At 71.1% G+C, this 20,714-nt stretch carries 16 protein-coding genes and 1 pseudogene; 13 read left to right on the top strand and 4 right to left on the bottom strand.

Going from position 1 to position 20,714, the window contains the following annotated elements; genetic code table 11:
- Positions 1-18: 18 nt before the first annotated feature.
- On the bottom strand, positions 19-1,650 hold the full coding sequence (locus tag OVA15_RS11770) for an amidohydrolase (RefSeq protein WP_268145147.1): 1,632 nt from the start codon (positions 1,648-1,650) through the stop codon (positions 19-21).
- Between the two features lie 75 nt (positions 1,651-1,725).
- Positions 1,726-3,267: an alanine/glycine:cation symporter family protein gene (locus OVA15_RS11765; RefSeq protein WP_268145145.1), complete on the bottom strand. Its 1,542-nt coding sequence runs from the start codon at positions 3,265-3,267 to the stop codon at positions 1,726-1,728.
- A gap of 124 nt (positions 3,268-3,391) precedes the next feature.
- On the opposite strand from OVA15_RS11765, the gene OVA15_RS11760 reads away from it, so the two are divergent.
- The 4 genes and pseudogenes from OVA15_RS11760 (at position 3,392) to OVA15_RS11745 (ending at position 6,639) form a co-directional block, all read left to right on the top strand.
- Positions 3,392-4,153: a GTP-binding protein gene (locus OVA15_RS11760; protein WP_268145143.1), complete on the top strand. Its 762-nt coding sequence runs from the start codon at positions 3,392-3,394 to the stop codon at positions 4,151-4,153.
- Positions 4,099-4,362, top strand: a pseudogene (locus OVA15_RS11755) (EamA family transporter); the annotation flags it as partial. The gene OVA15_RS11760 and the pseudogene OVA15_RS11755, both read left to right, overlap by 55 nt.
- Positions 4,363-4,456: 94 nt before the next feature.
- Positions 4,457-5,374 carry a D-isomer specific 2-hydroxyacid dehydrogenase family protein gene (locus tag OVA15_RS11750; RefSeq protein WP_268145142.1) on the top strand — a complete coding sequence of 306 codons (918 nt, stop codon included), beginning with the start codon at positions 4,457-4,459 and terminating at the stop codon, positions 5,372-5,374.
- Positions 5,375-5,859: 485 nt separating this feature from the next.
- Positions 5,860-6,639: a hypothetical protein gene (locus OVA15_RS11745; RefSeq protein ID WP_268145140.1), complete on the top strand. Its 780-nt coding sequence runs from the start codon at positions 5,860-5,862 to the stop codon at positions 6,637-6,639.
- Positions 6,640-6,644: 5 nt separating this feature from the next.
- Here the strand turns inward: OVA15_RS11745 and rlmC are convergent, their stop codons facing one another.
- The gene (gene rlmC, locus OVA15_RS11740) at positions 6,645-7,796 is read right to left on the bottom strand and encodes a 23S rRNA (uracil(747)-C(5))-methyltransferase RlmC (RefSeq protein WP_053446759.1); all 1,152 of its coding nucleotides are present in this window, start codon (positions 7,794-7,796) and stop codon (positions 6,645-6,647) included.
- Positions 7,797-7,841: 45 nt separating this feature from the next.
- Here rlmC and OVA15_RS11735 point away from each other — a divergent pair, with 45 nt between their 5' ends.
- From OVA15_RS11735 to OVA15_RS11725, 3 genes are all read left to right on the top strand, one after another.
- Entirely contained in the window at positions 7,842-8,633 is a 792-nt protein-coding gene (locus tag OVA15_RS11735; protein ID WP_053446758.1) for a hypothetical protein, read from the top strand.
- A gap of 36 nt (positions 8,634-8,669) precedes the next feature.
- Entirely contained in the window at positions 8,670-9,872 is a 1,203-nt protein-coding gene (gene serA, locus OVA15_RS11730; RefSeq protein ID WP_053446757.1) for a phosphoglycerate dehydrogenase, read from the top strand.
- A 130-nt stretch (positions 9,873-10,002) separates the two neighbouring features.
- The gene (locus OVA15_RS11725) at positions 10,003-11,682 is read left to right on the top strand and encodes an SLC13 family permease (RefSeq protein WP_006213722.1); all 1,680 of its coding nucleotides are present in this window, start codon (positions 10,003-10,005) and stop codon (positions 11,680-11,682) included.
- A 73-nt stretch (positions 11,683-11,755) separates the two neighbouring features.
- Here OVA15_RS11725 and OVA15_RS11720 read toward each other — a convergent pair whose 3' ends face one another.
- Positions 11,756-12,625, bottom strand: coding sequence for a PepSY domain-containing protein (locus OVA15_RS11720; protein WP_053446756.1), 870 nt, complete (start codon positions 12,623-12,625; stop codon positions 11,756-11,758).
- Between the two features lie 236 nt (positions 12,626-12,861).
- Here OVA15_RS11720 and OVA15_RS11715 point away from each other — a divergent pair, with 236 nt between their 5' ends.
- Genes OVA15_RS11715 through OVA15_RS11690 form a run of 6 tightly spaced genes read left to right on the top strand, consistent with a single transcriptional unit; the run spans position 12,862 to position 20,713 of the window.
- Positions 12,862-13,632: an FhaA domain-containing protein gene (locus OVA15_RS11715; RefSeq protein WP_006213724.1), complete on the top strand. Its 771-nt coding sequence runs from the start codon at positions 12,862-12,864 to the stop codon at positions 13,630-13,632.
- The gene (locus tag OVA15_RS11710) at positions 13,625-14,110 is read left to right on the top strand and encodes an FHA domain-containing protein FhaB/FipA (RefSeq protein WP_268145133.1); all 486 of its coding nucleotides are present in this window, start codon (positions 13,625-13,627) and stop codon (positions 14,108-14,110) included. Before OVA15_RS11715 ends, OVA15_RS11710 begins: the two co-directional genes overlap by 8 nt.
- Before the next feature lie 3 nt (positions 14,111-14,113).
- On the top strand, positions 14,114-15,670 hold the full coding sequence (locus OVA15_RS11705; protein ID WP_024289298.1) for a PP2C family protein-serine/threonine phosphatase: 1,557 nt from the start codon (positions 14,114-14,116) through the stop codon (positions 15,668-15,670).
- Positions 15,670-17,454: an FtsW/RodA/SpoVE family cell cycle protein gene (locus OVA15_RS11700; protein WP_251715497.1), complete on the top strand. Its 1,785-nt coding sequence runs from the start codon at positions 15,670-15,672 to the stop codon at positions 17,452-17,454. The genes OVA15_RS11705 and OVA15_RS11700 overlap by 1 nt, the downstream gene beginning before the upstream one ends.
- Positions 17,451-18,896 carry a peptidoglycan D,D-transpeptidase FtsI family protein gene (locus tag OVA15_RS11695; RefSeq protein ID WP_006215686.1) on the top strand — a complete coding sequence of 482 codons (1,446 nt, stop codon included), beginning with the start codon at positions 17,451-17,453 and terminating at the stop codon, positions 18,894-18,896. Before OVA15_RS11700 ends, OVA15_RS11695 begins: the two co-directional genes overlap by 4 nt.
- A complete protein-coding gene (locus OVA15_RS11690) occupies positions 18,893-20,713 on the top strand; it encodes a protein kinase domain-containing protein (RefSeq protein ID WP_268145129.1) in 1,821 nt (606 codons plus the stop codon). The genes OVA15_RS11695 and OVA15_RS11690 overlap by 4 nt, the downstream gene beginning before the upstream one ends.
- The last annotated feature ends 1 nt before the right edge of the window (position 20,714 follow it).

Genomic DNA, 20,714 nt, shown 5'->3' with positions numbered 1-20,714 from the left:
CGGAGGTGCGGCGGTCTCTTACAGCCCGCCGTGCACGAACCGCCCTCCCACGACGGTGGCCACGACCTCGATCTCGGCGATCACATCAGTCGGCACCGCGCGGGGGTCGTCGCTGAGGACCACGAAATCCGCGAACTGACCCGAGACCAGCTGCCCCTTGTACCCGTCCCAGCCCGTGGCCTCGGCCGAGCCCACCGTGTAGGCGTGCAGCGCCTCCTCGACCGTGAGCCGCTCGGACTCGGGCCCGTAATCCTTTCCCGCCTCGGTGCGGCGCAGCACGAAGTCTTGGATCACATCAAGCGGCCGGCCGCCGGCCACCGGGAGGTCCGAGCTGCCGGGCAGCACGAGCCCCGCCCGTAGCAGGCGCCCGGCCGGATACGACAGCTGCACGCGACCGTCACCGATCCGCTCTCGAACTGATTCGCCGAACGCGCTGATGTAGTTGGGCTGGGTGGCCATCACGACCTCGAGCTCGGTCATCCGGACCACCTGCTCATCGCGCACCACGCCGCCGTGCTCCACGCGATGCGGCATCACGGGTGCCCCGAACTGCTCGCGGGCCTCGGCGATCACGTCGAGGGCGAAGTCCAGGGCGGCATCGCCGATCGCGTGCATGGCCAGCGCCCAGCCGCCGGCCGCTGCGGAGAGGGCGGCGCGGCGCATCTCGCCGGGGTCCTGCTGAAGGTAGCCGCGCCCGTGCCCGGCGAAGCAGTAATCCTCCGACATGGCCGCGGTCATCCCCAGCATGGCCCCGTCGGTGAAGACCTTCGCCGGGCCGATCTGCAGCCACTCGTCACCGGCTCCCGTGCGGATGCCCGCACCGAGAGTGGTGTGGGTGCCGTCGTCGGGGTGGCCGTCGATCGCCTTCAGCCCGTCCAGGGTGACCATGGTCTGGAACCGGGTGCGCAGCAGGCCGGCCTCCCGTGCCCGCTGATACGCGGCGAACTCGAGCGGGCTGTGCCCGATCCAGCCGCCGGCGATCCCGGCATCCGTCACCGACGTGATGCCCTCGGCGGCGTACTCCTGCGAGGCCCGCTCCAGGCAACGTCCGATGTGCTCGTGGGACTCCGGCTGCAGCAGCCCCGTGACCAGGGGCATGGCGGTCTCCTCGAGCAGGCCTGTGGGCCGCCCGGTCTCGTCCGTGACGATCCGCCCGCCCTCGGGCTGCCGACGCACGGTCGCGCCGATGCCCGCCATGGCCAGCGCCGCTCCGGAGACCGTGAGCGAATGGCCCGTGTTGTGCCGGATCAGCACAGGACGCCCGGCGGCGGCCGCATCCAGGCCATCGCGGTCGGGCTGGGGGCCGTCGAGGTGGCCGGGGTCGAAGCCCGCACAGGTGACCCACGCCCCGGGAGCCAGCTGCTCAGCGCGGTCGCGGATCAGCCCGTAGACCTGTTCGGCGGTCCGCGCGTGTTCCAGGTCGACGTCCAGGCGGGACTGCCCGAACCACACGCTGTGGGTGTGGACGTCGTTGAACCCGGCGACGATCGTGCGCCCGCCGGCATCCAGGCGCTCCCGGGCGGCGAGTCCGTCCAGCTGCCCGTCGACCCCCACGACGAGCCCCTGCCACACGCCCAGCCGACGGGCCGACGGACGGGCGGGGTCGCCGGTGACGACGGACGCGTTGTCGATCAGGAGGTCGAGCTGCATGTAGTGGGGCTCCTGGAGCGGTCGATGGCAGGGGCAGATCCCTGCGCCGAACGGGACGGGCAGGCCGGCCGGGGCTCAGTTGCGCGGACGCACCACCGCGACGGCGCGGGTGTCCGGGGCGGTGTCTGCGACATGATCCATGGCGGCACCGACATCGCCGGTGCGCTCGTAGGCGGCGTGGATCTGCTCCCAGATCGGGGCGTTGTCCACCCCGATCGCCCTGGGGTCCAGCACGATCTCTCCGCCGGCTCGGCGCTGCCGGTCGTAGTCCTTCATCAGGCGGATGGCCGTGGGGCTGAGCAGGACCAGCGCCAGGAGGTTCACCCACGTGTACAGGCCCAGGCCGAAGTCCGCCATGGACCACACGAACGACGAGGTCTGCACCGAGCCGAAGACCATGGACGCGGCGAGCAGCGCGCGCGCGATCCCGATGCAGATCCCCTGCGCCTTCGTGTTCGGGATGAGGTAGGCCAAGTTCGTCTCCGCGTAGAAGGAGAAGGACAGCAGCGTGGTGAAGGAGAACAGGAACACGGCGATCGCCACGAACGACGGCCCGAAAGCAGGCAGTCCGGAGTCGATCGCGAGCTGCACCCAGGCGGGGCCCTCCTCCACGCCCGGCACGTTCTCGGTGAGCAGCGACTCCTCGTCCGGGCCCAGCACGTTGAAGCTGTTGGTGGCCAGGATCATCAGACCCGTCATGGTGCACACGAACAGCGTGTCCACATAGGCGGAGAAGGCCTGGGCGAGCCCCTGCTTGGCGGGGTGGGAGACGTGGGCGGCGGCCGAGGCCTGGGCGCCGGAACCGGTGCCGATCTCAGTGGAGTACACCGCCCGACGCACGCCCCAGGCCACGGCCGCGCCGAGCAGGCCCCCGTAGACGGCGTCGGCGCCGAAGGCGCTGGAGAAGATCAGCCCGAACATGGTCGGCAGCTGAGTCCACATCATGACCATGATGATCAGCCCGACGACGATGTACGCCCCGGCCATGAACGGCACCACGAGCCCCACGGTGCGCGCCAGACGGTGCATGCCGCCGAACACGATGAGGCAGAACAGGGCGGCCATCCCCAGGCCGACCAGCAGCGGGCTCCAGCCCCAGGCCTCCGTGGTGGCCGCGGTGACGGCGTTGGCCTGGATCTGCGGACCGGTGATCACCGTGGCGAACACGGTGGCCGCGGCGTAGGCCACCGCCAGCCAGCGCCAGTTCCGGCCCAGGCCCTCCAGGATGTAGAAGGCCGGCCCGCCGCGGAACTCCCCGCGCACCTTGTGCTTGTAGAGCTGGGCCAGCGAGCTCTCCGCGACCGCCACCGGGGCTCCGAGGATGGCGGTGACCCACATCCAGAACATGGCGCCGGGCCCGCCCAGGAACAGGGCCGTCGCGACGCCGGCGATGTTGCCGACGCCCACACGGCCACCGAGCGCCATGGCGAAGGCTTGGAACGAGCTGATCCCCGCCGACGACGACCCGCCGTGGATGAGCTGGCCGACCATGTCCCGAAGCAGGCGCACCTGCGGGAAGAGCATGCGGATCGTGAAGTACAGACCGAGGGCGAGGATGCCGAAGGAGACCGGAAGGCTCCACAGGATCCCGTTCGCGGCGGTGATGAACTGTTCCATGGGAGCCCCCCCTGGGTCGTGATCAGGTCATGTGACTATAGGCACATGAGGGCTCGGCTCTGACCTCCCGCGCACCGTGGCCCCTCTGCACGGCCTCCAGAACCCGCCTCGGCCGAGGAGCCCCATGACCGCCCGCGTCCCCGTGATCGCCCTGACCGGCCACCTGGGCGCCGGGAAGACGAGCCTGCTCAACCACCTGCTGCGCGCGCCCGGCGCGCGGCTGGGTGTGATAGTCAACGACTTCGGTGAGCTCAACGTGGATGCCGCCCTGGTCTCCGGGCAGGTGATCGACGCCGTGGCCCACTTCCAGACCGTGAACACCCGCGAGACCCCACCGAACCGCTTTGCGGCGGCCACGCTGGTGGTGATCGGCAAGGCGGATCTGTTCGACGAGCAGCAGCTCGAGGCTGTCGTCGCCCGCATCTGCGAGCGCGTCCGCGCGCGCAATCCCGACGTGCCGATCGTGCGGGCCGTTCGCGGCGGCATCGACCCGGCCCTGGTCTTCGACACCGCAGCCGACGACGACCCCGTCGATCCGCTGCCCCTGGCTCGGCTGCTGCGGGAGCAGTCCGCCGCGCACCACGACCACGAGCACGCTCGGGCGGTATCGGTGCCGCTCGAGGGCCCGGTGCCCCCCCCCCGGCGCGCTGGCCGATCTGCTCGAGGAGCCGCCGCAGGGCGCCCACCGGCTCTAGGGTCGCGTGCGCGTCCATGGATCGCGCGGGCGCGGCGGGTTCCGGGTCGACGTGGTGGGGCCGATGATCCGCGTGGCGCGCCTTCCCCATCCGCCGCAGCTCGGGGAGCTCGTGGTCGTGGGGCTGGAGCTGGACGCCGCCGACCCCCACGCTCGCGGGAGGCGCCGCCTTCTCCTACCTGTCGGTGGTGAGCATGCTGCTGGGCTTCTTCGCCTGGTACCGCGGACTGGGCATCGGCCCCATGGCGCAGGTCAGCCAGGTCCAGCTCGCCCAGCCGATCCTGTCCCTGATCTGGGCGGCGCTGCTGCTGGGCGAGCAGCTCACCTGGCTGACCCTGCTGGGGGCGGCTGCCGTGATCGCCTGCGCCCTGTCGGCGGTGCGCGTGCGGTCGAAGGGCTGAGCGCACCGCAGCGAGTGCGCGGAACCGAGCGCGCAGCACCGCCATGGCGCAGGATGGGGCCCAGACCCTGACCACGACACCTCAGGAGGCCCCCGTGTCCCAGCCCCGCATCCACATGCTGCCCGTCGACGATGACGGCTTCCGACAGGCCATCGTCGACGGCGGAGGCCGCCTCGTGCAGGACCCGGCGGAGGCGGAGGCCGTCGTCGTCCCGTACGGGGCCGATCCGCAGGACCTGGTGGCCGCCGTCGAGCACGAGGGGATCCGGTGGGTCCAGCTGCCCTCGGCGGGCATCGAGGCCTTCGCGGAATCCATGCGCCGTCGCCCGGACATCGCCTGGACCTCAGCCAAGGGCGCCTACGCGAATCCTGTCGGCGAGCACGCGCTGGCACTGACCCTGGCCCTGCTGCGCGAGCTGCCGCGCAGGGTCGTGGCACGCAGCTGGGCCCCGCGCTCGGGGCGGTCGCTGCACGGCATGCGAGCCGTCGTGGTGGGCGCAGGCGGGATCGGGCGGCGGATCATGAACCTGCTGCACGTGTTCGACGTCGAGGTCACCGCCGTGCGCCGCCGACCCGAGGCCGTCGCGGAGGCCGATCGCACCGTGGGAGTGCACGACCTGCCGGAGATTCTCCCGTTCCAGGACGTCGTGATCGTGGCCACCGCCCTGACCGGGGACACGCACCATCTGATCGGGCGGGCCGAGCTGGAGTCCATGCGCACCGATGCGATCCTGGTGAACATCGCCCGCGGCGGCCTGATCGACACCGAGGCCCTGGTCGCTGCCCTGGAGCGCGAGCAGATCGCCGGGGCCGCGCTCGATGTCACCGACCCCGAGCCGCTGCCCGATGGCCATCCCCTCTGGGAGCAGCAGCGGTGCCTGATCACCCCGCACACCGCGGACACCATGGAGATGATCCGCCCGCTGATCTTCGCTCGCATCGAGCGCAACCTGCGGGCCTTCGCCGCCGACGACGAGCTCGAGGGCGTGGTCGATCCGCAGGCCGGCTACTGAGTGCGCCAGCTGTGCGCCCCGCATCAGCGAGGTCGTGCGGGGCGCACGATGCAGGCCCAAGCGTGGACATCGCTCCACACCGGCCACGGATGCATCCGACTTCACTTCATGCGATTTCGCACAGGCCCCCGACCTGCGATGTCGCGCAGGAGGCCCGCCGTGGCACCCTCAGCCACCGCCGTATAGCCCCCCACCACGACGGAATGCGTCCCCCGATCTGGGGACATCCCTCGATCAGCGGTCCACGTCCGACTCCGCCATGATGGAAGTCCACTGCCGGAAACGCCCTGTGACATGGCGCTTCGGGGCCTACCCGCCTCCGCGGCGCCCGCAGGGCCCTTCCTCGGCAGCGGGCTCGAGGCGGTTGCCCGCCGCCCTCGAGTCCGCGCAACATCCCGTCGTCGACTCCCCCATCGATCACGGACTCTCCCGCCACGTCGTCCCGCTCCCCCGAAGCTGGACGGCCTGATCACCAGGACCTGCCCATGTCCCGCACCGACGCCCATGACCTCAGAGCCCGCTCCCGGGCCTACGACTGCGTGACCGTCGAGTACCAGACCGTGCGCCGCGAGCCGCGCGCGGTCTTCGACGACCTGACCCGTACCAGCTTCGAGGCCTGCGCCGCCCTGGCTGACGCGGTCTTCGACGAATGCACCGAGCACGCCTCCCCAGCGGAGGCCGCCCGCGGAGGCCGTCTCCTGGCGCAGGAGGACTCGCACGTGCGCTGCGTCCTGGAGCCGGAGGGCCCCGGCAGATATCTGCTCGGCTTCGAGGTGCCGTGCGGCCCGGGGCCCGGGCAGGGCCTGAGCCGTCTCCTGCACGCCCTCGGGCTCAAGGGCGCCGCGGCTCGGACCGATCCGGCGCTGCAGGGCCGCCTGCTGTCCACGACCCACCTGATCGAGGACCTGGTGCTGGGGGTGGACACGATCTGCTCGACCGCCCCCGGGCGGCTCACCGTCGGCATCGCCGGAAGCGAGCAGGACGCCTCGATCGAGTTCATCGACGGCGTGCGGATCCTGCGGCGCATCCACCCGCGCACATGGCGGCTGCTGCACCGCGACGACGTCCAGGACCTGTTGCGGCGGATCCTGGCCCCGTTCCAGGACCCGGAGCTGTACACCCTGAACATCCGCTCGCAGCCGCCGTACGGCAGCCTGGGCCGCAACTGGACCGTCACCTCGAACGAGCAGCTGCGCCGCTTCGCCGGCGGAGGCCGTCTGGACCTGCCGGCGCTGGGGACCCCTCAGGACCTGCTGGCCTCCTGAGAGCCTCAGCGCCGCTGCAGCAGCACGGCGGTCTCGCTGTGACCGGTGTGCGGGAACATGTCCAGAAGCCGCGCCTGCACCGGGCGCCACGACGGCATGGCCGCCAGGTCGCGGGCCAGCGTGCGCGCATTGCAGCTCGAGTAGATCAGGCTGCGGACCTGCGAGTCCTCCAGTCGCTGCGCCAGCTCGACGCCCAGCCCGCGCCGCGGCGGATTCACGACCACCAGCGGCACCTCGCCCTCCAGCGAGCGCTCCACGGCGGTGGCGTCGCCGGCCGTGAACGTCACCGCCCCGGGCCCCGACGACGGCAGGCCCATCTCGGCCGCCGCCTGTCGCGCGGCCTCGACCGCCTCGACGGAGATCTCCACGCCGTGCACCCGCCGATCCGCAGCCGCCAGGTGCAGCGCGAAGCCGCCGACCCCGCAGTACAGGTCCACGACCTCTGCGGGCTCCAGCTCGCGCGCCCACTCCACGGCCTGGCGGTAGAGGGCGGCGGCGACCTCGGTGTTGGTCTGGAAGAACGAGCGCGGCCGCAGCCGCAGCGGGATGCCGTTGATCGGCATGGACAGGTTGTCGCCGTCGGTGAGCACGTGCTCCACCGGGCCCTCGAGCACCGCCTGGTGCTCGGGCTGCAGGTTGGCCGTGACCACGCGCAGCCCCGGAAGCGCCTGGAGCAGCAGGCCCAGGTGCTCGCGGATGCGCCCGAGCAGCTTCGCGGAGCGCAGGACGAAGCGCAGCATCAGCTCGCCGTCGGGCGAGACGGTCACCAGCACGTGCTTGAGCTCGCCGCGGCCCTTGGGGACGTCGTAGGGCAGGAGGCGAAGCTGGGTGCAGAACGCCGCCACGATCGGGAGGGCCCGTCCGATCGGCTCGGGGTACAGCGGGCATTCGCGCAGATCGATGCCGCGACCGCGCGGATCCAGGATCCCCAGCGTGGGGTGCCGGACGGTGCCCGCCACGACCATCTTGGCCTTGTTGCGGAAGCCCGACTCCGCGCTGGCCACGGGCTCCAGCCACGTGAGCCCGGACGTGTCGGCGCCTCCGCCGTCCAGCAGCGCCCGGACCCCGTCCTGCTTGGCCGTCAGCTGCTGCGCATAGGGTTGATCGATCAGGGTGCAGGAATCGCACAGCCCTCGGTCGTGATAGTCACAGCGCACGGCACAGAACCCTATCGGCAACGCAGGCCCGGCAAGGAGGCGACGATGGCGAAGAAGCCCCGCCCCACGCCCTCGCCCGCCGTGATGCGCGGCCGACGCGACCCCGCGCTGTCCGTCGAGCCCGTCGACTGGACCCCGGCCCCCGCACGCAGAGCGCAGCAGGCCGCGGAGGAGGCAGAGCAGCAGCGGCGCCTGCGGGAGGAGCAGCAGCGCCTGAACCGGCAGCGGCAGCAGGTGGCCGCCCGGATCAGCGCCGGCCCCTCCGCCCCCGCACCCCAGCCTCCTGCCGATGCCCTGTACACCGTCGCCTCCGGAGCGCCTGCTCCCACGGCCCGCGGCTCGCGGGTGCGGCTCTCGGAGGACCGGGTCCACGTGGTGGGCGCCTGGGAGGCCACGCTCGCGCAGCTGCAGGAGGCCGTGGACTCCCCTGACGACGTCTGGACCGTCGACCTGGGCCGCACGGACCACTTCCTGCGCGGCGAGCTGTGCGTTCAGGTGACCCGGGCCGAGGGCGCCGTGGTGGGGATCTTCCGCTCCGGATGGGCCACTGCCCGTCGCCCCGAGCAGCCGCTGCCGGAGGAGCCGGGCTCGGCCCCGCGCGCGTCGGGCAAGCAGGGGACCCGGTACCCCACCACCCAGCGGGATCTGCTCGAGCGGCTGCGAGCGGCCGGCTTCGAGGTCACGACCTCCGGGCCCACGCACGGGAAGATCACCCACCCCGAGCACCCGGGACGCTTCCTGCCCTTCGCCTCCACGCCGTCGACCAGCAGGCACGGCCGTCACATGGTCACCGCAGTGCGCCGCGTCTTCGGGATCGACCTGCGCGATCGGCCCTGAACAGCCCCCCGCGCGCATGTCGATAGGATCGGATGCGTGAAAGCCCTGCTCCTGGAGAACATCCACACCGAAGCCGAAGACATCCTGCGCCGCCACGGGGTCGAGGTCGAGACCCGGGCCGGCGCCCTGGACGAGGACGAGCTGATCGAGGCTCTGGAGGGAGTCGATCTGCTCGGCATCCGCTCCAAGACCCAGGTCACCCGCCGCGTGTTCGAGGCCAGACCCGACCTCATGGCGGTCGGCGCGTTCTGCATCGGCACGAACCAGATCGACCTGGAGGCCGCCTCGGACACCGCAACCCCGTGCTTCAACGCCCCGTACTCCAACACCCGCTCGGTCGTGGAGCTGGCGATCAGCGAGATCATCGCCCTGGCCCGCCACCTCACCGACAAGAACCGGGACATGCACGCCGGGCTGTGGAACAAGTCCGCCAAGGGCGCCCATGAGGTCCGCGGACGCACCCTGGGCCTGATCGGCTACGGCAACATCGGCAAGCAGCTCTCGGTGCTCGCCGAGGCGATCGGCATGCACGTCTACTTCTACGACGTCCGCGACGAGCTGCCCATGGGCAACGCCCGCAAGTGCGCCACCCTGGACGAGCTCTTCGAGAAGGCCGAGTGCATCTCCGTGCACGTCGACGGCCGCGGCTCCAACAAGGAGCTCATCGGCCGCGCCGAGTTCGAGAAGATGCGCCCGCGCACCCTGTTCCTGAACCTCTCGCGCGGCCACGTGGTCGACATCGACGCCCTGCACGACGCCCTGGCCTCCGGGCACATCGCCGGGGCCGGGATCGACGTCTACCCGGAGGAGCCCAAGGCCGCCGGCGAGGCCTTCGAGTCCCCGCTTCAGGGCCTGCCCAACGTGATCCTCACGCCGCATGTGGGCGGTTCGACCGCCGAGGCGCAGGAGAACATCGGGCAGTTCGTGGCCGGCAAGCTGCTGGACTACACCGAGAACGGCTCGACTGAGCTGTCGGTGAACTTCCCTGAGGTCACGCTCACCCGGGTCAGCACCGGGGTGCGCCTTCTGCACATCCACGAGAACGTCCCTGGCGTCCTGTCCGCGGTGAACAGCGTCTTCTCGCAGCAGCAGGTGAATGTCGACCGCCAGGCCCTGGTCACCCAGGGGGCGACCGGCTACCTGGTCACCGACTGCTCCTCCGGGGTCACCCGGGAGGTCATCGACGAGATCCTGGGGCTCGAGGCCACCAAGCGCCTGGCCACGATCCAGGCCGACTGACCGGCAGCGTCCCGCACCGAGGCTCCCAGCGCCGCTCGCACCCTGCGATCCAGCAACCCGAGTGCGCGCTGGGAGCCTCCTGCAGATAGGCTGAGGTGCCACCCGTCACACCTGCGATGCGGAGGCCTCCATGCCGAACTTGCCCTGGTCCGCTCCCGGACCGAACGACGACGCCCACCCGGATCATCCCCGCGGAGGCTCCACGCCCGTGGGGCACAAGGTCCCCGGCGATCACCTGATCGGCCAGGAGGCCGATCCGCGGCGCAACGAAGAGATCGATCAGCTCTCCCCGGGTCAGCGCGAGCCCGCCAAGCCCACACGCACGGTGCAGATCCAGTGGCTCGGCCTGGCCGTCGGCCTGGTCCTGGGCATCCTGGTCTACCTGGCCATGCCCGGCGACGTCCCCCAGGAGGCGCGCCTGACCGCCGCCACGGCTGTGCTCATGGCCGTGTGGTGGATGACCGAGGCGCTGCCCATCCCCGCAACGGCTCTGGTCCCGCTGATCGTCTTCCCCACCCTGGGCTCCACGCCCCTGGACGACGTCGGCGCCTCCTACGGCAACAACGTCATCTTCCTGTTCATGGGCGGCTTCCTGCTGGCGCTGGCCATGCAGCGCTGGAACCTGCACCGGCGCATGGCCCTGCTCACGGTCCGGCTGATCGGCACCAGGCCCCCGCAGATGATCGCGGGATTCATGATCGCCACGGGCTTCCTGTCCATGTGGGTCTCGAACACCGCCACCGCGGTCATGATGCTGCCCATCGGCATCTCGGTGCTGCTGCTGGTCAACAAGACATCGGATGCCATCGACGACCCCGTCGACGCCGATGAGGACGCGGCTGCGACCCCCGTGAAGTCCAACTTCGGCACGGCCCTGATGCTCGGCATCGCCTACGCCGCCTCGATCGGCTCCCTCGGCACGATCATCGGCACCCCGCCCAACACCCTGCTGGTGGGCTACATGGCCTCCGAGCACGACGTCCAGATCGGCTTCGGGCAGTGGATGATCGTGGGCGTCCCGCTGGCCGTCGTCCTGATGGCCGCGTGCTGGTTCCTGCTGACCAAGGTCCTGTTCAAGCCCGAGATCGACGAGATCCCCGGCGGCCGGAAGCTGATCGACGACGAGCTGGCCAAGCTCGGCACCACCTCCGCCGGGGAGAGGCGCGTGCTGGTGATCTTCGTGCTGGCGGCACTGGCCTGGGTCTTCGTCCCGCTCGTCACGGACTGGGTCGGAGCGGACACCCCGCCGATCACCGATGCGGGCATCGCCATGGCGGTGGGCGTGCTGCTCTTCCTGCTGCCGGCGGGTGCTGCGCGCGGCGTGCGGCTGCTCGACTGGGACTCCGCGCTCAAGCTCCCCTGGGGCGTCCTGCTGCTGTTCGGCGGAGGCCTGGCCCTGTCGGCGCAGTTCTCGTCGTCGGGCCTGACCGAGTGGATCGGCGAGGTCGCCTCCGGGCTCGGCGGGCTTCCTGTCGTGCTGCTCGTGGTCCTGTTCGCGGCGGGGATCCTGTTCCTGACGGAGCTGACCTCCAACACCGCGACCGCAGCGACCTTCCTGCCCGTGGCCGGCGGCATCGCCATGGGCATGGGCATGGATCCGCTGCTGCTGGCCATCCCGGTGGCCCTGGCTGCGACCTGCGCCTTCATGCTCCCGGTGGCCACCCCGCCCAATGCGATCGCCTACGGCTCGGGCTACGTCTCGATCCCGCAGATGATCAAGGGCGGCATCTGGCTGAACCTCATCGGCCTGGTGCTCAACACCGCGGTGACCATGACGCTGGCCGTCTGGGTCTTCGGGATCGCCTTCTGATCCCTGACCTGCACGAGGAAGCCCGTCCCCGCCATCACGGCGGGGGCGGGCTTCGTCGTGCGCAGGGTCCGGATCAGCGGTCGACGCCGATGACGTCGCCGCTGCTCGCGTCCACGTCCACGTCGATCTCGTCGTCGAACTCGACCTGCCAGGCGATCGTGCCGTCGTCCTCGTCCAGCGACACCTCGGTGACGGTGCCGTCCTGGTCGGCGGAGGCCGCCTCGATGGCATCGGCCATGGAGACCTCGACCGAGGCGGGATCCACGTCCTGATCGTCCTGCTCGGTCTCGGTGACCTCGGTGGACAGGTCCTCGCTGACGCGGACCTCCTGCTCGTCGGAGCCCTCGACCACGGTGACCTTCCAGCCGGCGGCGCCCTTCTCCTCGATGGTCACGGCCGTGGAGCCGTCGAGCGTGCCCTCGGCCGCGCCCAGGATCTCGTCGAGCTGCGCGGAGTCCGCGGGGACGCCCGAGCCGGCGGCGACGCCGCCGCCGGCGGCGGAGGAGCCCTCCGAGGCACCCGCCGACGCGTCATCGGAGGCGTCGTCCGAGGAGTCATCAGAAGCTTCCTCAGAGGCGTCGTCGGACGCGTCGTTCGAGGCCTCATCGGACGCGTCATCAGAAGCCTGGTCCGAGGAGTCATCGGAGGCGTCGTCGGATGCCTCCTCCGAGGCATCGTCCGAGCTCTGCTCGCTGGTGTCGTCGGAGGCGTCCGTCGAGGCGTCGTCGCTGGTCTCCTGGGACTGCGAGGAATCGGCCCCGTCATCCGAGTCGGCGTCGTCGGCGGCGCTGCAGCCGGCGAGCAGGAGGGCGCTCAGCCCGAGCACCGGCAGCGCCAGGCTCAGCGAGCGGCTGCGCCGACGGCGACCGACGCCGACCGCCGATGCCATGACATCCTCGGGCAGGGAGGCATTCACGTGCTGATCAGCATTCTTGGTATCCATGGCCCCACCTTGGCCCAGTCGACGGACGAGCTCAAGGGCCAGGGCATCGGCTTGCCGCCGCCGTCTCAGCTGGCACTCATGTGCACTCCACCGGGCACTCATCCTCATGTGACTGAATCTGCATCCCGGCAGTCCTCGGTGCGTCTCCGTCAGCACCATCTACTATCTTGAGACCATGCTCGCACCCTGCCGGGCTAGACCGCCCTGCATCACCCGAGCCCCGTGGAAGGAGGCGCATGGGATTCCTCGACAACCTCGAACGCGGCATCGAGAAGGCCGTGCGCACCGCGTTCTCCACAGGATCGCGGCGACGCATCGAAGCAGTGGAGATCGCCAGCGCGCTGCGTCGCGAGCTCGACGAGCACTCGTTCACGATCTCGGCCGGGCGCACCATGGCGCCCAACGACTTCATCGTCGAGTTCTCGGACGAGGACTTCCCCCGCGCCCAGGAATGGGGCACCCCGCTGGCGGAGGAGCTGTGCGAGGTCGTCATCAAGCACGCCCGCTCGCAGGCCTACACGCTGCAGGGCTCCGTCCGCGTCTCGTTCACCCGCAATCCGGAGATCGAGCGCGGCAGCTTCGAGATCATCTCCTCGGCCCGCCGCACGAGCACCGAGGACGCCGCCCCGAGCCCGTCAGCCGCTCGTGAGGCTCCTCGTCCCGCACGGCCCGCCGGGACTCCGCACCGCACGCCTGAGAACTGGGTGCCGGTGCTGGACATCGACGGCCAGCGCCTGAGCGTGGAGGCCGACTCGATCATCCTGGGCCGCTCCTCCGGCGCGGACATCACCGTCGAGGACACCGGGGTCTCGCGCCAGCATCTGGAGATCCGCCGCGAGGGGGAGCACTGGCTCGCCGTGGACCTCGGCTCGACCAACGGCTCCTTGGTGGACGGCCAGCGCCTGCGCGGACGCACCGAGCTCGTCAACGGCGCGGTCATCGAGATGGGCCGCACCCGCATCGTCTTCCGGCTCGTCGCCCCCAGGAGGAATCGGAAGAATGTCTGAGCTGACCGTCACGCTGCTGCGCTTCGGGTTCCTGGCACTGCTGTGGGTGATGATCCTGGCCGTGGTCCTCACGCAGGGCCGCGACCTCTCCGTGGACCGGCGCCGCCGCAGGTCCTCCGCGCGCAGCGGGCAGCAGCGGCGCGGCGCCACCCCAGCACCCGCTGCGGCCGGGCCTGCGCCCCGTCATCTCCCCAGCACCCTCGTGGTCCTCCAGGGCCCCACCGGCGGGCGGACGCACCAGCTCGGCAGCGCCCCCGTGACCATGGGCCGCTCCTCCGAGTGCGACATCCCCCTGGAGGACGACTACGCCTCCGGCCGCCACGCCCGCCTGTTCCCGCAGGGCTCGCGCTGGTTCCTGGAGGATCTGGGCTCGACCAACGGCACCTACATCGACGAGCAGCGCCTGACCCGCGCCGTCCCCGTCGACGCCGGCCGCCCCTTCCGCGTGGGCAAGTCCGTGCTGGAACTGAGGTCCTGACCCATGGCCCTCGCCTTCCGCTTCGCCGCCCGCTCGGATGTGGGCAGGATCCGCTCCAAGAACGACGACTCCGCCTACGCGGGTCGTCATCTCGCCGTCGTCGCCGACGGCATGGGCGGGCACGTCGGCGGTGACGTCGCCTCGGCATCGGCCGTGATCGACCTGACGCATCTGGACCGCGGCGGCTTCGGCGGCCACGCCGTGACCGAGCTCGCCGACGAGATCCAGAACGCCAACCAGAACCTCGCGGAGCTGGTGCGCCAGCAGCCGCGCCTGGCCGGCATGGGCACCACCGTGACCTCGCTGCTCATCGACGGCGATCAGATCGCCCTGTGCCACATCGGCGATTCCCGCGCCTACCGCCTGCGCGGCGACGCCTTCGAGCAGATCACCACCGACCACACCTTCGTGCAGCGCCTCATCGAGGAGGGCCGCCTGCGCCCGGAGGAGGCCGAGACCCACCCGCATCGCAACGTCCTGATGCGCGTCCTCGGCGATGTCGACGCCTCGCCCGAGCTCGAGGCCGAGGTCTACGACGCCGTCGTCGGCGAGCGCTGGCTGCTGTGCTCCGACGGGCTCAACGCGGTCATGAAGCCCGCGGCGATCGAGTCGCTGCTGCGCTCGGACGCCGAGCTCGACGAGATCGCCCAGACCCTGGTGCGCGCGACCCTCAAGCGCGGCGCCCCGGACAACGTCACGGTGGTCGTGCTCGAGGTCGTCGACGCCGCCGACCTCGAGTCCGCTGACACCGACCTGACCGGCGCGCTGCCGGATCCGGACGAGGCCCTGACCTCCGATCAGCTCACCGAACGGGCCCGCGCCTCCGCTCCCGCGCAGGAGCCCGAGGCCGTCACGGCGCCGGCACCGTGGGCGGCGTCCGCGCAGGAGCAGCCCCAGGAGCCGCAGGACACCAGCGCGGCCGAGCTGCGCCGCGGTCTCGACGAGCTGCCGCATGTCCTGGTGGGTGCAGCGGCCAACGCCACGCAGACCGGCCGCATCCCCACCGTGAGCGGCTCCGCGGCCGCACGTCGTGCGACCCTCGTGCGGACCTCCGCCGCGGACTCCCTCACGGACATCTCCGAGGTCGACTCTGCCCTGCAGACCCGCAGCTCGCACCGGCGCGGCCGGATCATCGGCAGCGTCGTGGCGATCCTCGTGGTCGCCGCGCTCGTCGTTGCCGGGGCGCTGGCCTATGCATGGACCCGGGGGCAGTACTTCGTCGGCTCCGACGGCGACAACGTCGCGATCTACCAGGGGGTGGACCAGAGCCTCGGGCCCATCCAGCTCTCCGAGGTCCAGCAGTCCACGGACCTGGCGGTCGACGACCTCCCCGGCTACGCCCGCTCGCGAGTCGAGGACACGATCGCCGCCGATGACCTCGGCCACGCCGAGAGCATCGTGCTCGGGCTGCGCTCGGACGCCGCGCGCTCCGACCGCGAGCGCCAGGAGGCCGAGGACGAGGCGCAGGACTCGGCCAGCCGCGAGCCCTCGCCCGGCTCCACCGGCACCGTGAACTACCCCGAGTCCTCCAGAAGCGCCGATGAGGGAGGGGAGGGCTGATGTCGACCCAGGCCGCCGTCCCCGCACTCGGCACCGCCTCGCGGGAGCCGATCCAGCGCCGCAGACGCGTGACCGAGCTCGTGCTGCTGCTGCTCGCGCTCGCCCTGGCCGTCGGGGCCAACTTCCTCGTGGACCCTGAGCGCTTCGCCGAGGACAGCGGGCATGTGCTGCGCACCGCGATCGTGCTGGGCGGCGGCTCCCTGCTCGTGCATGTCATCCTGTGGATCCGCGCCCCGTACGCGGATCCGTACATCCTGCCGATCGTCGTGACCCTCAACGGCCTCGGCCTGGCGATGATCCACCGGATCGACCTGCTGATGGACTCGGACGCCGCAGGCAGCCAGCTGCTGTGGACGGGCGTGGGCGTGGCCGCCGCTGCCGCGGTGCTCCTGCTGCTCAGGGACCACCGGGCGCTTCGCAAGGTGACCTACATCTCGCTGGTGGCCTCCGCCCTGCTGCTGATCCTGCCGCTGCTGCCCGGGCTCGGCACCGAGATCAACGGAGCACGGATCTGGATCTCCATCGGCGGGCGGACCTTCCAGCCCGGCGAGATCGCCAAGATCACCCTGGCGATCTTCTTCGCGGGCTACCTGTCCACGAACCGCGACGTCATCCTGCTGGCCGGGCCCAAGATCGGTCCCCTGCATCTGCCGCGCTTCCGGGATCTCGCGCCCCTGTTCGCCGCGTGGCTCGTGGCCATCGGGGTGCTCGTGCTGCAGCGCGACCTCGGCACCGCGATCCTGTTCTTCGGCCTGTTCGTGGCCATGCTCTACCTCGCCACCGGCCGCCTGAGCTGGATCATCCTGGGGCTGATCTTCGTGGCCGCCGGGGGCTTCGTGGCCTCTCAGACCTTCGGCCACGTCGCGGCCCGTCTCGACTCCTGGATCCACGCCTTCGATCCGGAGATCTACGACGCCCCCGTCGGCGGCTCGCGCCAGATCGTGCAGGGCCTGTTCGGCCTGGCCTCCGGCGGGCTGTTCGGCCAGGGCTGGGGCCAGGGCCGACCCGATCTGGTCTCCTATGCCAATTCGGACATGATCATCACGGCCTTCGGCGAGGAGCTCGGGCTCATCGGCGTGTCCGCGATCCTCATCCTGTTCTTCCTGCTGGCCTCGCGCGGCTACCGGGCCTCGCTGGGCACCCCGGACACGTTCGGCAAGCTGCTCGCCGCCGGCATGGCCTCGATCATGGTCATCCAGCTGTTCGTCGTCGTCGGCGGCGTGACCCGCGTGATCCCCCTGACGGGCCTGACCACTCCGTTCATGTCGGCAGGCGGCTCCTCGATGCTCTCGAACTGGATCATCGTGGCGCTGCTGCTCGCGATCTCGCATTCCGCTCGCCGCCCGATCGTGTACGGCCCGGCCAGTGACGAGGAGATCGCCGAGTTCGAGGCCCACGAGCAGGAGGAGGCCGAGCGGGCCAAGGCGGAGGAGGCCGCTCGCCTCGAGCGCGCCGAGCGCCGTCGCGCGCGTCGCGAGGAGCGCTCCGACGACGATCCTGAGGAAGAGGCCCCCGCAGGCTCGGCCGCTCGGCGAGCTTCGGGCCTGCCCGGGACGCAGAGCCGAGGCGGCTCCGGCCGAGCTCGCGAGCTGGCCCCCGAGGCCAGCTCCGAGGAGACCGAGGTCGTCCCGCTGGCCCGCGGCTCCCGCTCCGCAGCAGCTGATGCGGACGACGAGCCCACCGAGATCCGCACCCCCGACCCGGCCGCAGACCTGCGGCCCCGCCGCTCCGGCGGGTCAGCCCAGCACCAGAGCCCGCAGGACACCAGAGGAGGCAGGCCGTGAACCGCTCGATCCGTCACGTGTGGATGGCAGCCGTCGCCATGTTCGCGGTGCTGCTGCTGGCCCTGACGTCCATCATGTTCTTCCAGCAGCGCTCGCTCGCAGCCGACCCCTGGAACACCCGCACCCTGTACGAGCAGTTCGGCAGGGACCGCGGCTCGATCCTGGCAGGCGGCGAGGAGATCGCCCGCTCGGTGCCCACCGAGGGCGACTACGCCTTCGCCCGGGAATACCCGCAGGGCGATCTCTACTCCGAGGTCACCGGGTACTTCTCCCCCGTCTACGGCGCCACGGCGCTCGAGCAGGAGATGGGCGATGAGCTCTCCGGCTCCTCGGACGACCAGTTCTACAACCGGGTGATGTCCACGCTGTCCGGCGAGCAGCAGACGGGCGCCTCGGTCGAGACCACGCTGGATCCCGAGCTGCAGCAGATCGCCCACGATTCGCTCCAGGGCCGCCAGGGCGCCATCGTGGCGATCGAGCCTGACACCGGCCGGATCCTGGCCATGGCGTCCTCACCGGGGTTCGACCCCAACAAGATGTCCTCGCACGACACCGAGTCCGTGATGGCCGCATCGGAGGCCTACAGCAGCGATCCGGCCCAGCCTCTGGTCAATCGCACGATCGGCGGCGATCTCTACGCCCCGGCCTCCACGTTCAAGCTGATCGACACCGTCGCGGCCCTGGAGTCCGGCGAGTACACGACCGACACCGAGATCCCGAACCCCCAGGAGCTCGAGCTGCCCGGCACGAGCATCACCCTGCCGAACTACCGCGGCGGCCCGTGCGATGCTCGCGACGTGGCCGACCTGCAGTTCGCCCTCGAGAACTCCTGCAACGTGCCGTTCGCCCAGGTCGCCATGGACCTCGGCGAGGACCGGATCGCCCAGACCGCGGAGAACTTCGGCTACGGCCAGGACCTCGACATCCCCATGTCCGTGACGCCGTCCAGCTTCCCGGAGGGCATGACCGACGCCGAGCTCGCCATGGCCTCGATCGGGCAGTACGACGTCCGCTCAACCCCCATGCAGGTCGCCATGATCTCGGCGGCCCTCGGCAACGACGGCGTCCTGATGAAGCCCCAGCTCGTGGACCAGGTCCGCTCCTCGGACCTGTCGGTGATCCAGGACTTCGAGCCCGAAGAGCTGAACCAGGCGACCTCTGCGGATGTCGCTGACACCCTGGAGGATCTGATGGTCTCCGACGTGGACAATGGAATCGCCCGCGGCGCCGCGGTGCCCGGCCACTCGGTGGCGGGCAAGACCGGCACCGCGGAGATCGGCTCCGAGACGGGCCTCACGGACTCCTGGTTCACCGGCTTCGCGCCCGCGGATGATCCGGAGATCGCGATCGCCGTCGTGTTCGAGGACGTGGACACCACCACGGCCTCCACGCTGACGTCCCCCACTGCACAGCGCATGTTCGAGGAGGTGCTCACCCGATGAGGCCCTCCAAGAAGACTGTCCTCGGCGGCCGGTACGCCCTGACCGATCGGATCGCGATCGGCGGCATGGGCGAGGTGTGGAAGGCGAAGGACCAGGTCCTGGGCCGCATCGTCGCGGTGAAGATCCTCAAGGAGGAGTACAACGGCGATCCGAGCTTCCTCCAGCGCTTCCGCGCCGAGGCTCGGCATACCGCGCTGCTCAATCACCCGGGTGTGGCCAACGTCTACGACTACGGCGAGGACGACGGCTCCGCCTACCTCGTCATGGAGCTGGTCCCGGGTGAGCCGCTGTCGAACCTGATCGACCGCGACCGCCGCCTGCCCGTGGACGATGTCCTGAACTACATCGGGCAGACGGCCCGGGCGCTGGCCGCCGCGCACGCGCAGGGTCTCGTGCACCGCGACGTCAAGCCCGGCAACCTGATGATCACGCCGGAGAAGCGCGTGAAGGTCACCGACTTCGGGATCGCCCGCGTGGCCGATCAGGTCCCGCTGACGGCCACGGGCCAGGTCATGGGCACCGCCCAGTACCTGGCTCCCGAGCAGGCCACCGGTCAGACCGCCACCGGCTCCTCGGACATCTACTCGCTGGGCATCATCGGCTACGAGTGCCTGGCCGGAAAGCGCCCGTTCACCGGCGATTCGCAGATCGCGATCGCCCTGGCGCAGGTCAACGACCCGCCCCCGCCGCTGCCCAAGGATGTCCCGCCGGGGCCGCGCGCGCTGATCATGTCCATGCTCGCCAAGGACCCGGCGGACCGCCCGTACACGGCCGGTGCGGTGGCCAGCGCGGTGGACGCGATCCGACGAGACGACCTCGAGGCCGCCGTCGTGGCCGTTCCGGGCATGCGCCCCTTCCTGAACGGAGAGGTCTCCGGCCCCACAGGAGCCGACGCCAGGCCCGCGAGCTCCGCCGCTGCGGGCGAGCGCGCCCAGGAGGATTCCGCCGACGATTCCACCGCGGCCTTCGACACCGTCGACCCCGTGACCCCCGCGCCCTCGGGCCCCGATCGCACGGGCAACCCGGCGGCCCCGCGCAGCTCCTCGAGCGGCGGCTCCTCGAGCGGCGGCTCCGGGTCCTCGAAGGCCGAAGGCGGCGGCTCGAGGACCGCGCCCATGCTCATCGGCGCCGTCATCGTCCTGACTCTCGTGGTGATCGGGCTGGCCGTCATGCTCGTCCTGGGCAGCGGGGGCGACGACTCGAGGACCCCGGAGGGGACCGTCTCGACCGCCGGCGCCTCGAGCGGGGCCGGGGGCGGGAGCGTCGAGGTCGTCGCCCAGGACCTGATCGGGCTGGACGTCGACGACGTCGTGGCCGATCTGACGAGCCGGGGGCTGAACGTGGAGCAGGTCGGCCAGGCCAGCAGCAGCCGCCCCGAGGGCGAGGTGCTCGCCGTCTCGCCGGCCGGCACCCTGAACCCCGGGGACACCGTGACCGTGACGCACTCGAGCGGCCCGGAGATGGCCACCCTGCCCGATGACCTGACCGGTCGCCCGGCGCAGGACGCCGCCGATGACATCACTGCCCTGGGCGTGAACGTGGACATCTACTACGAGGAGTCCGACGCGCAGGACGACGGCGACGTCGTCAGCTCGGACCCCGCCGAGGGCCAGGAGGTCGAGGTCGGCTCCTCGGTCGCCCTGACCGTCGCGGGCAGCGCCGATGACCAGACCTCCGCGGCATCCGCCGGGACCTCCCAGACCCGTGCCGCGTCGGAGCAGGGCCCCAGCCCCGACGCGCTCGACACCGAACAGAACGCAGCAGTTTCGGCCGACGCCTCCCCCGGCGCCGAGCAGTCCCTGCCCGTGGAAGGCTGAT

The organism is Kocuria sp. SL71, from assembly GCF_026672465.1.
Lineage (GTDB): Bacteria > Actinomycetota > Actinomycetes > Actinomycetales > Micrococcaceae > Kocuria > Kocuria palustris.
This window is presented reverse-complemented; position numbering and strand designations above follow the sequence as displayed.

Excerpts from the sequence above, each read along its gene's own strand:
- OVA15_RS11770 (WP_268145147.1), bottom strand. The coding sequence starts at position 1,650 with ATGCAGCTCGACCTCCTGATCGACAACGCGTCCGTCGTCACCGGCGAC.
- OVA15_RS11765 (WP_268145145.1), bottom strand. The coding sequence starts at position 3,267 with ATGGAACAGTTCATCACCGCCGCGAACGGGATCCTGTGGAGCCTTCCG.
- OVA15_RS11760 (WP_268145143.1), top strand. The coding sequence starts at position 3,392 with ATGACCGCCCGCGTCCCCGTGATCGCCCTGACCGGCCACCTGGGCGCC.
- OVA15_RS11745 (WP_268145140.1), top strand. The coding sequence starts at position 5,860 with ATGTCCCGCACCGACGCCCATGACCTCAGAGCCCGCTCCCGGGCCTAC.
- OVA15_RS11735 (WP_053446758.1), top strand. The coding sequence starts at position 7,842 with ATGGCGAAGAAGCCCCGCCCCACGCCCTCGCCCGCCGTGATGCGCGGC.
- OVA15_RS11725 (WP_006213722.1), top strand. The coding sequence starts at position 10,003 with ATGCCGAACTTGCCCTGGTCCGCTCCCGGACCGAACGACGACGCCCAC.
- OVA15_RS11720 (WP_053446756.1), bottom strand. The coding sequence starts at position 12,625 with ATGGATACCAAGAATGCTGATCAGCACGTGAATGCCTCCCTGCCCGAG.
- OVA15_RS11715 (WP_006213724.1), top strand. The coding sequence starts at position 12,862 with ATGGGATTCCTCGACAACCTCGAACGCGGCATCGAGAAGGCCGTGCGC.
- OVA15_RS11710 (WP_268145133.1), top strand. The coding sequence starts at position 13,625 with ATGTCTGAGCTGACCGTCACGCTGCTGCGCTTCGGGTTCCTGGCACTG.
- OVA15_RS11705 (WP_024289298.1), top strand. The coding sequence starts at position 14,114 with ATGGCCCTCGCCTTCCGCTTCGCCGCCCGCTCGGATGTGGGCAGGATC.
- OVA15_RS11700 (WP_251715497.1), top strand. The coding sequence starts at position 15,670 with ATGTCGACCCAGGCCGCCGTCCCCGCACTCGGCACCGCCTCGCGGGAG.
- OVA15_RS11690 (WP_268145129.1), top strand. The coding sequence starts at position 18,893 with ATGAGGCCCTCCAAGAAGACTGTCCTCGGCGGCCGGTACGCCCTGACC.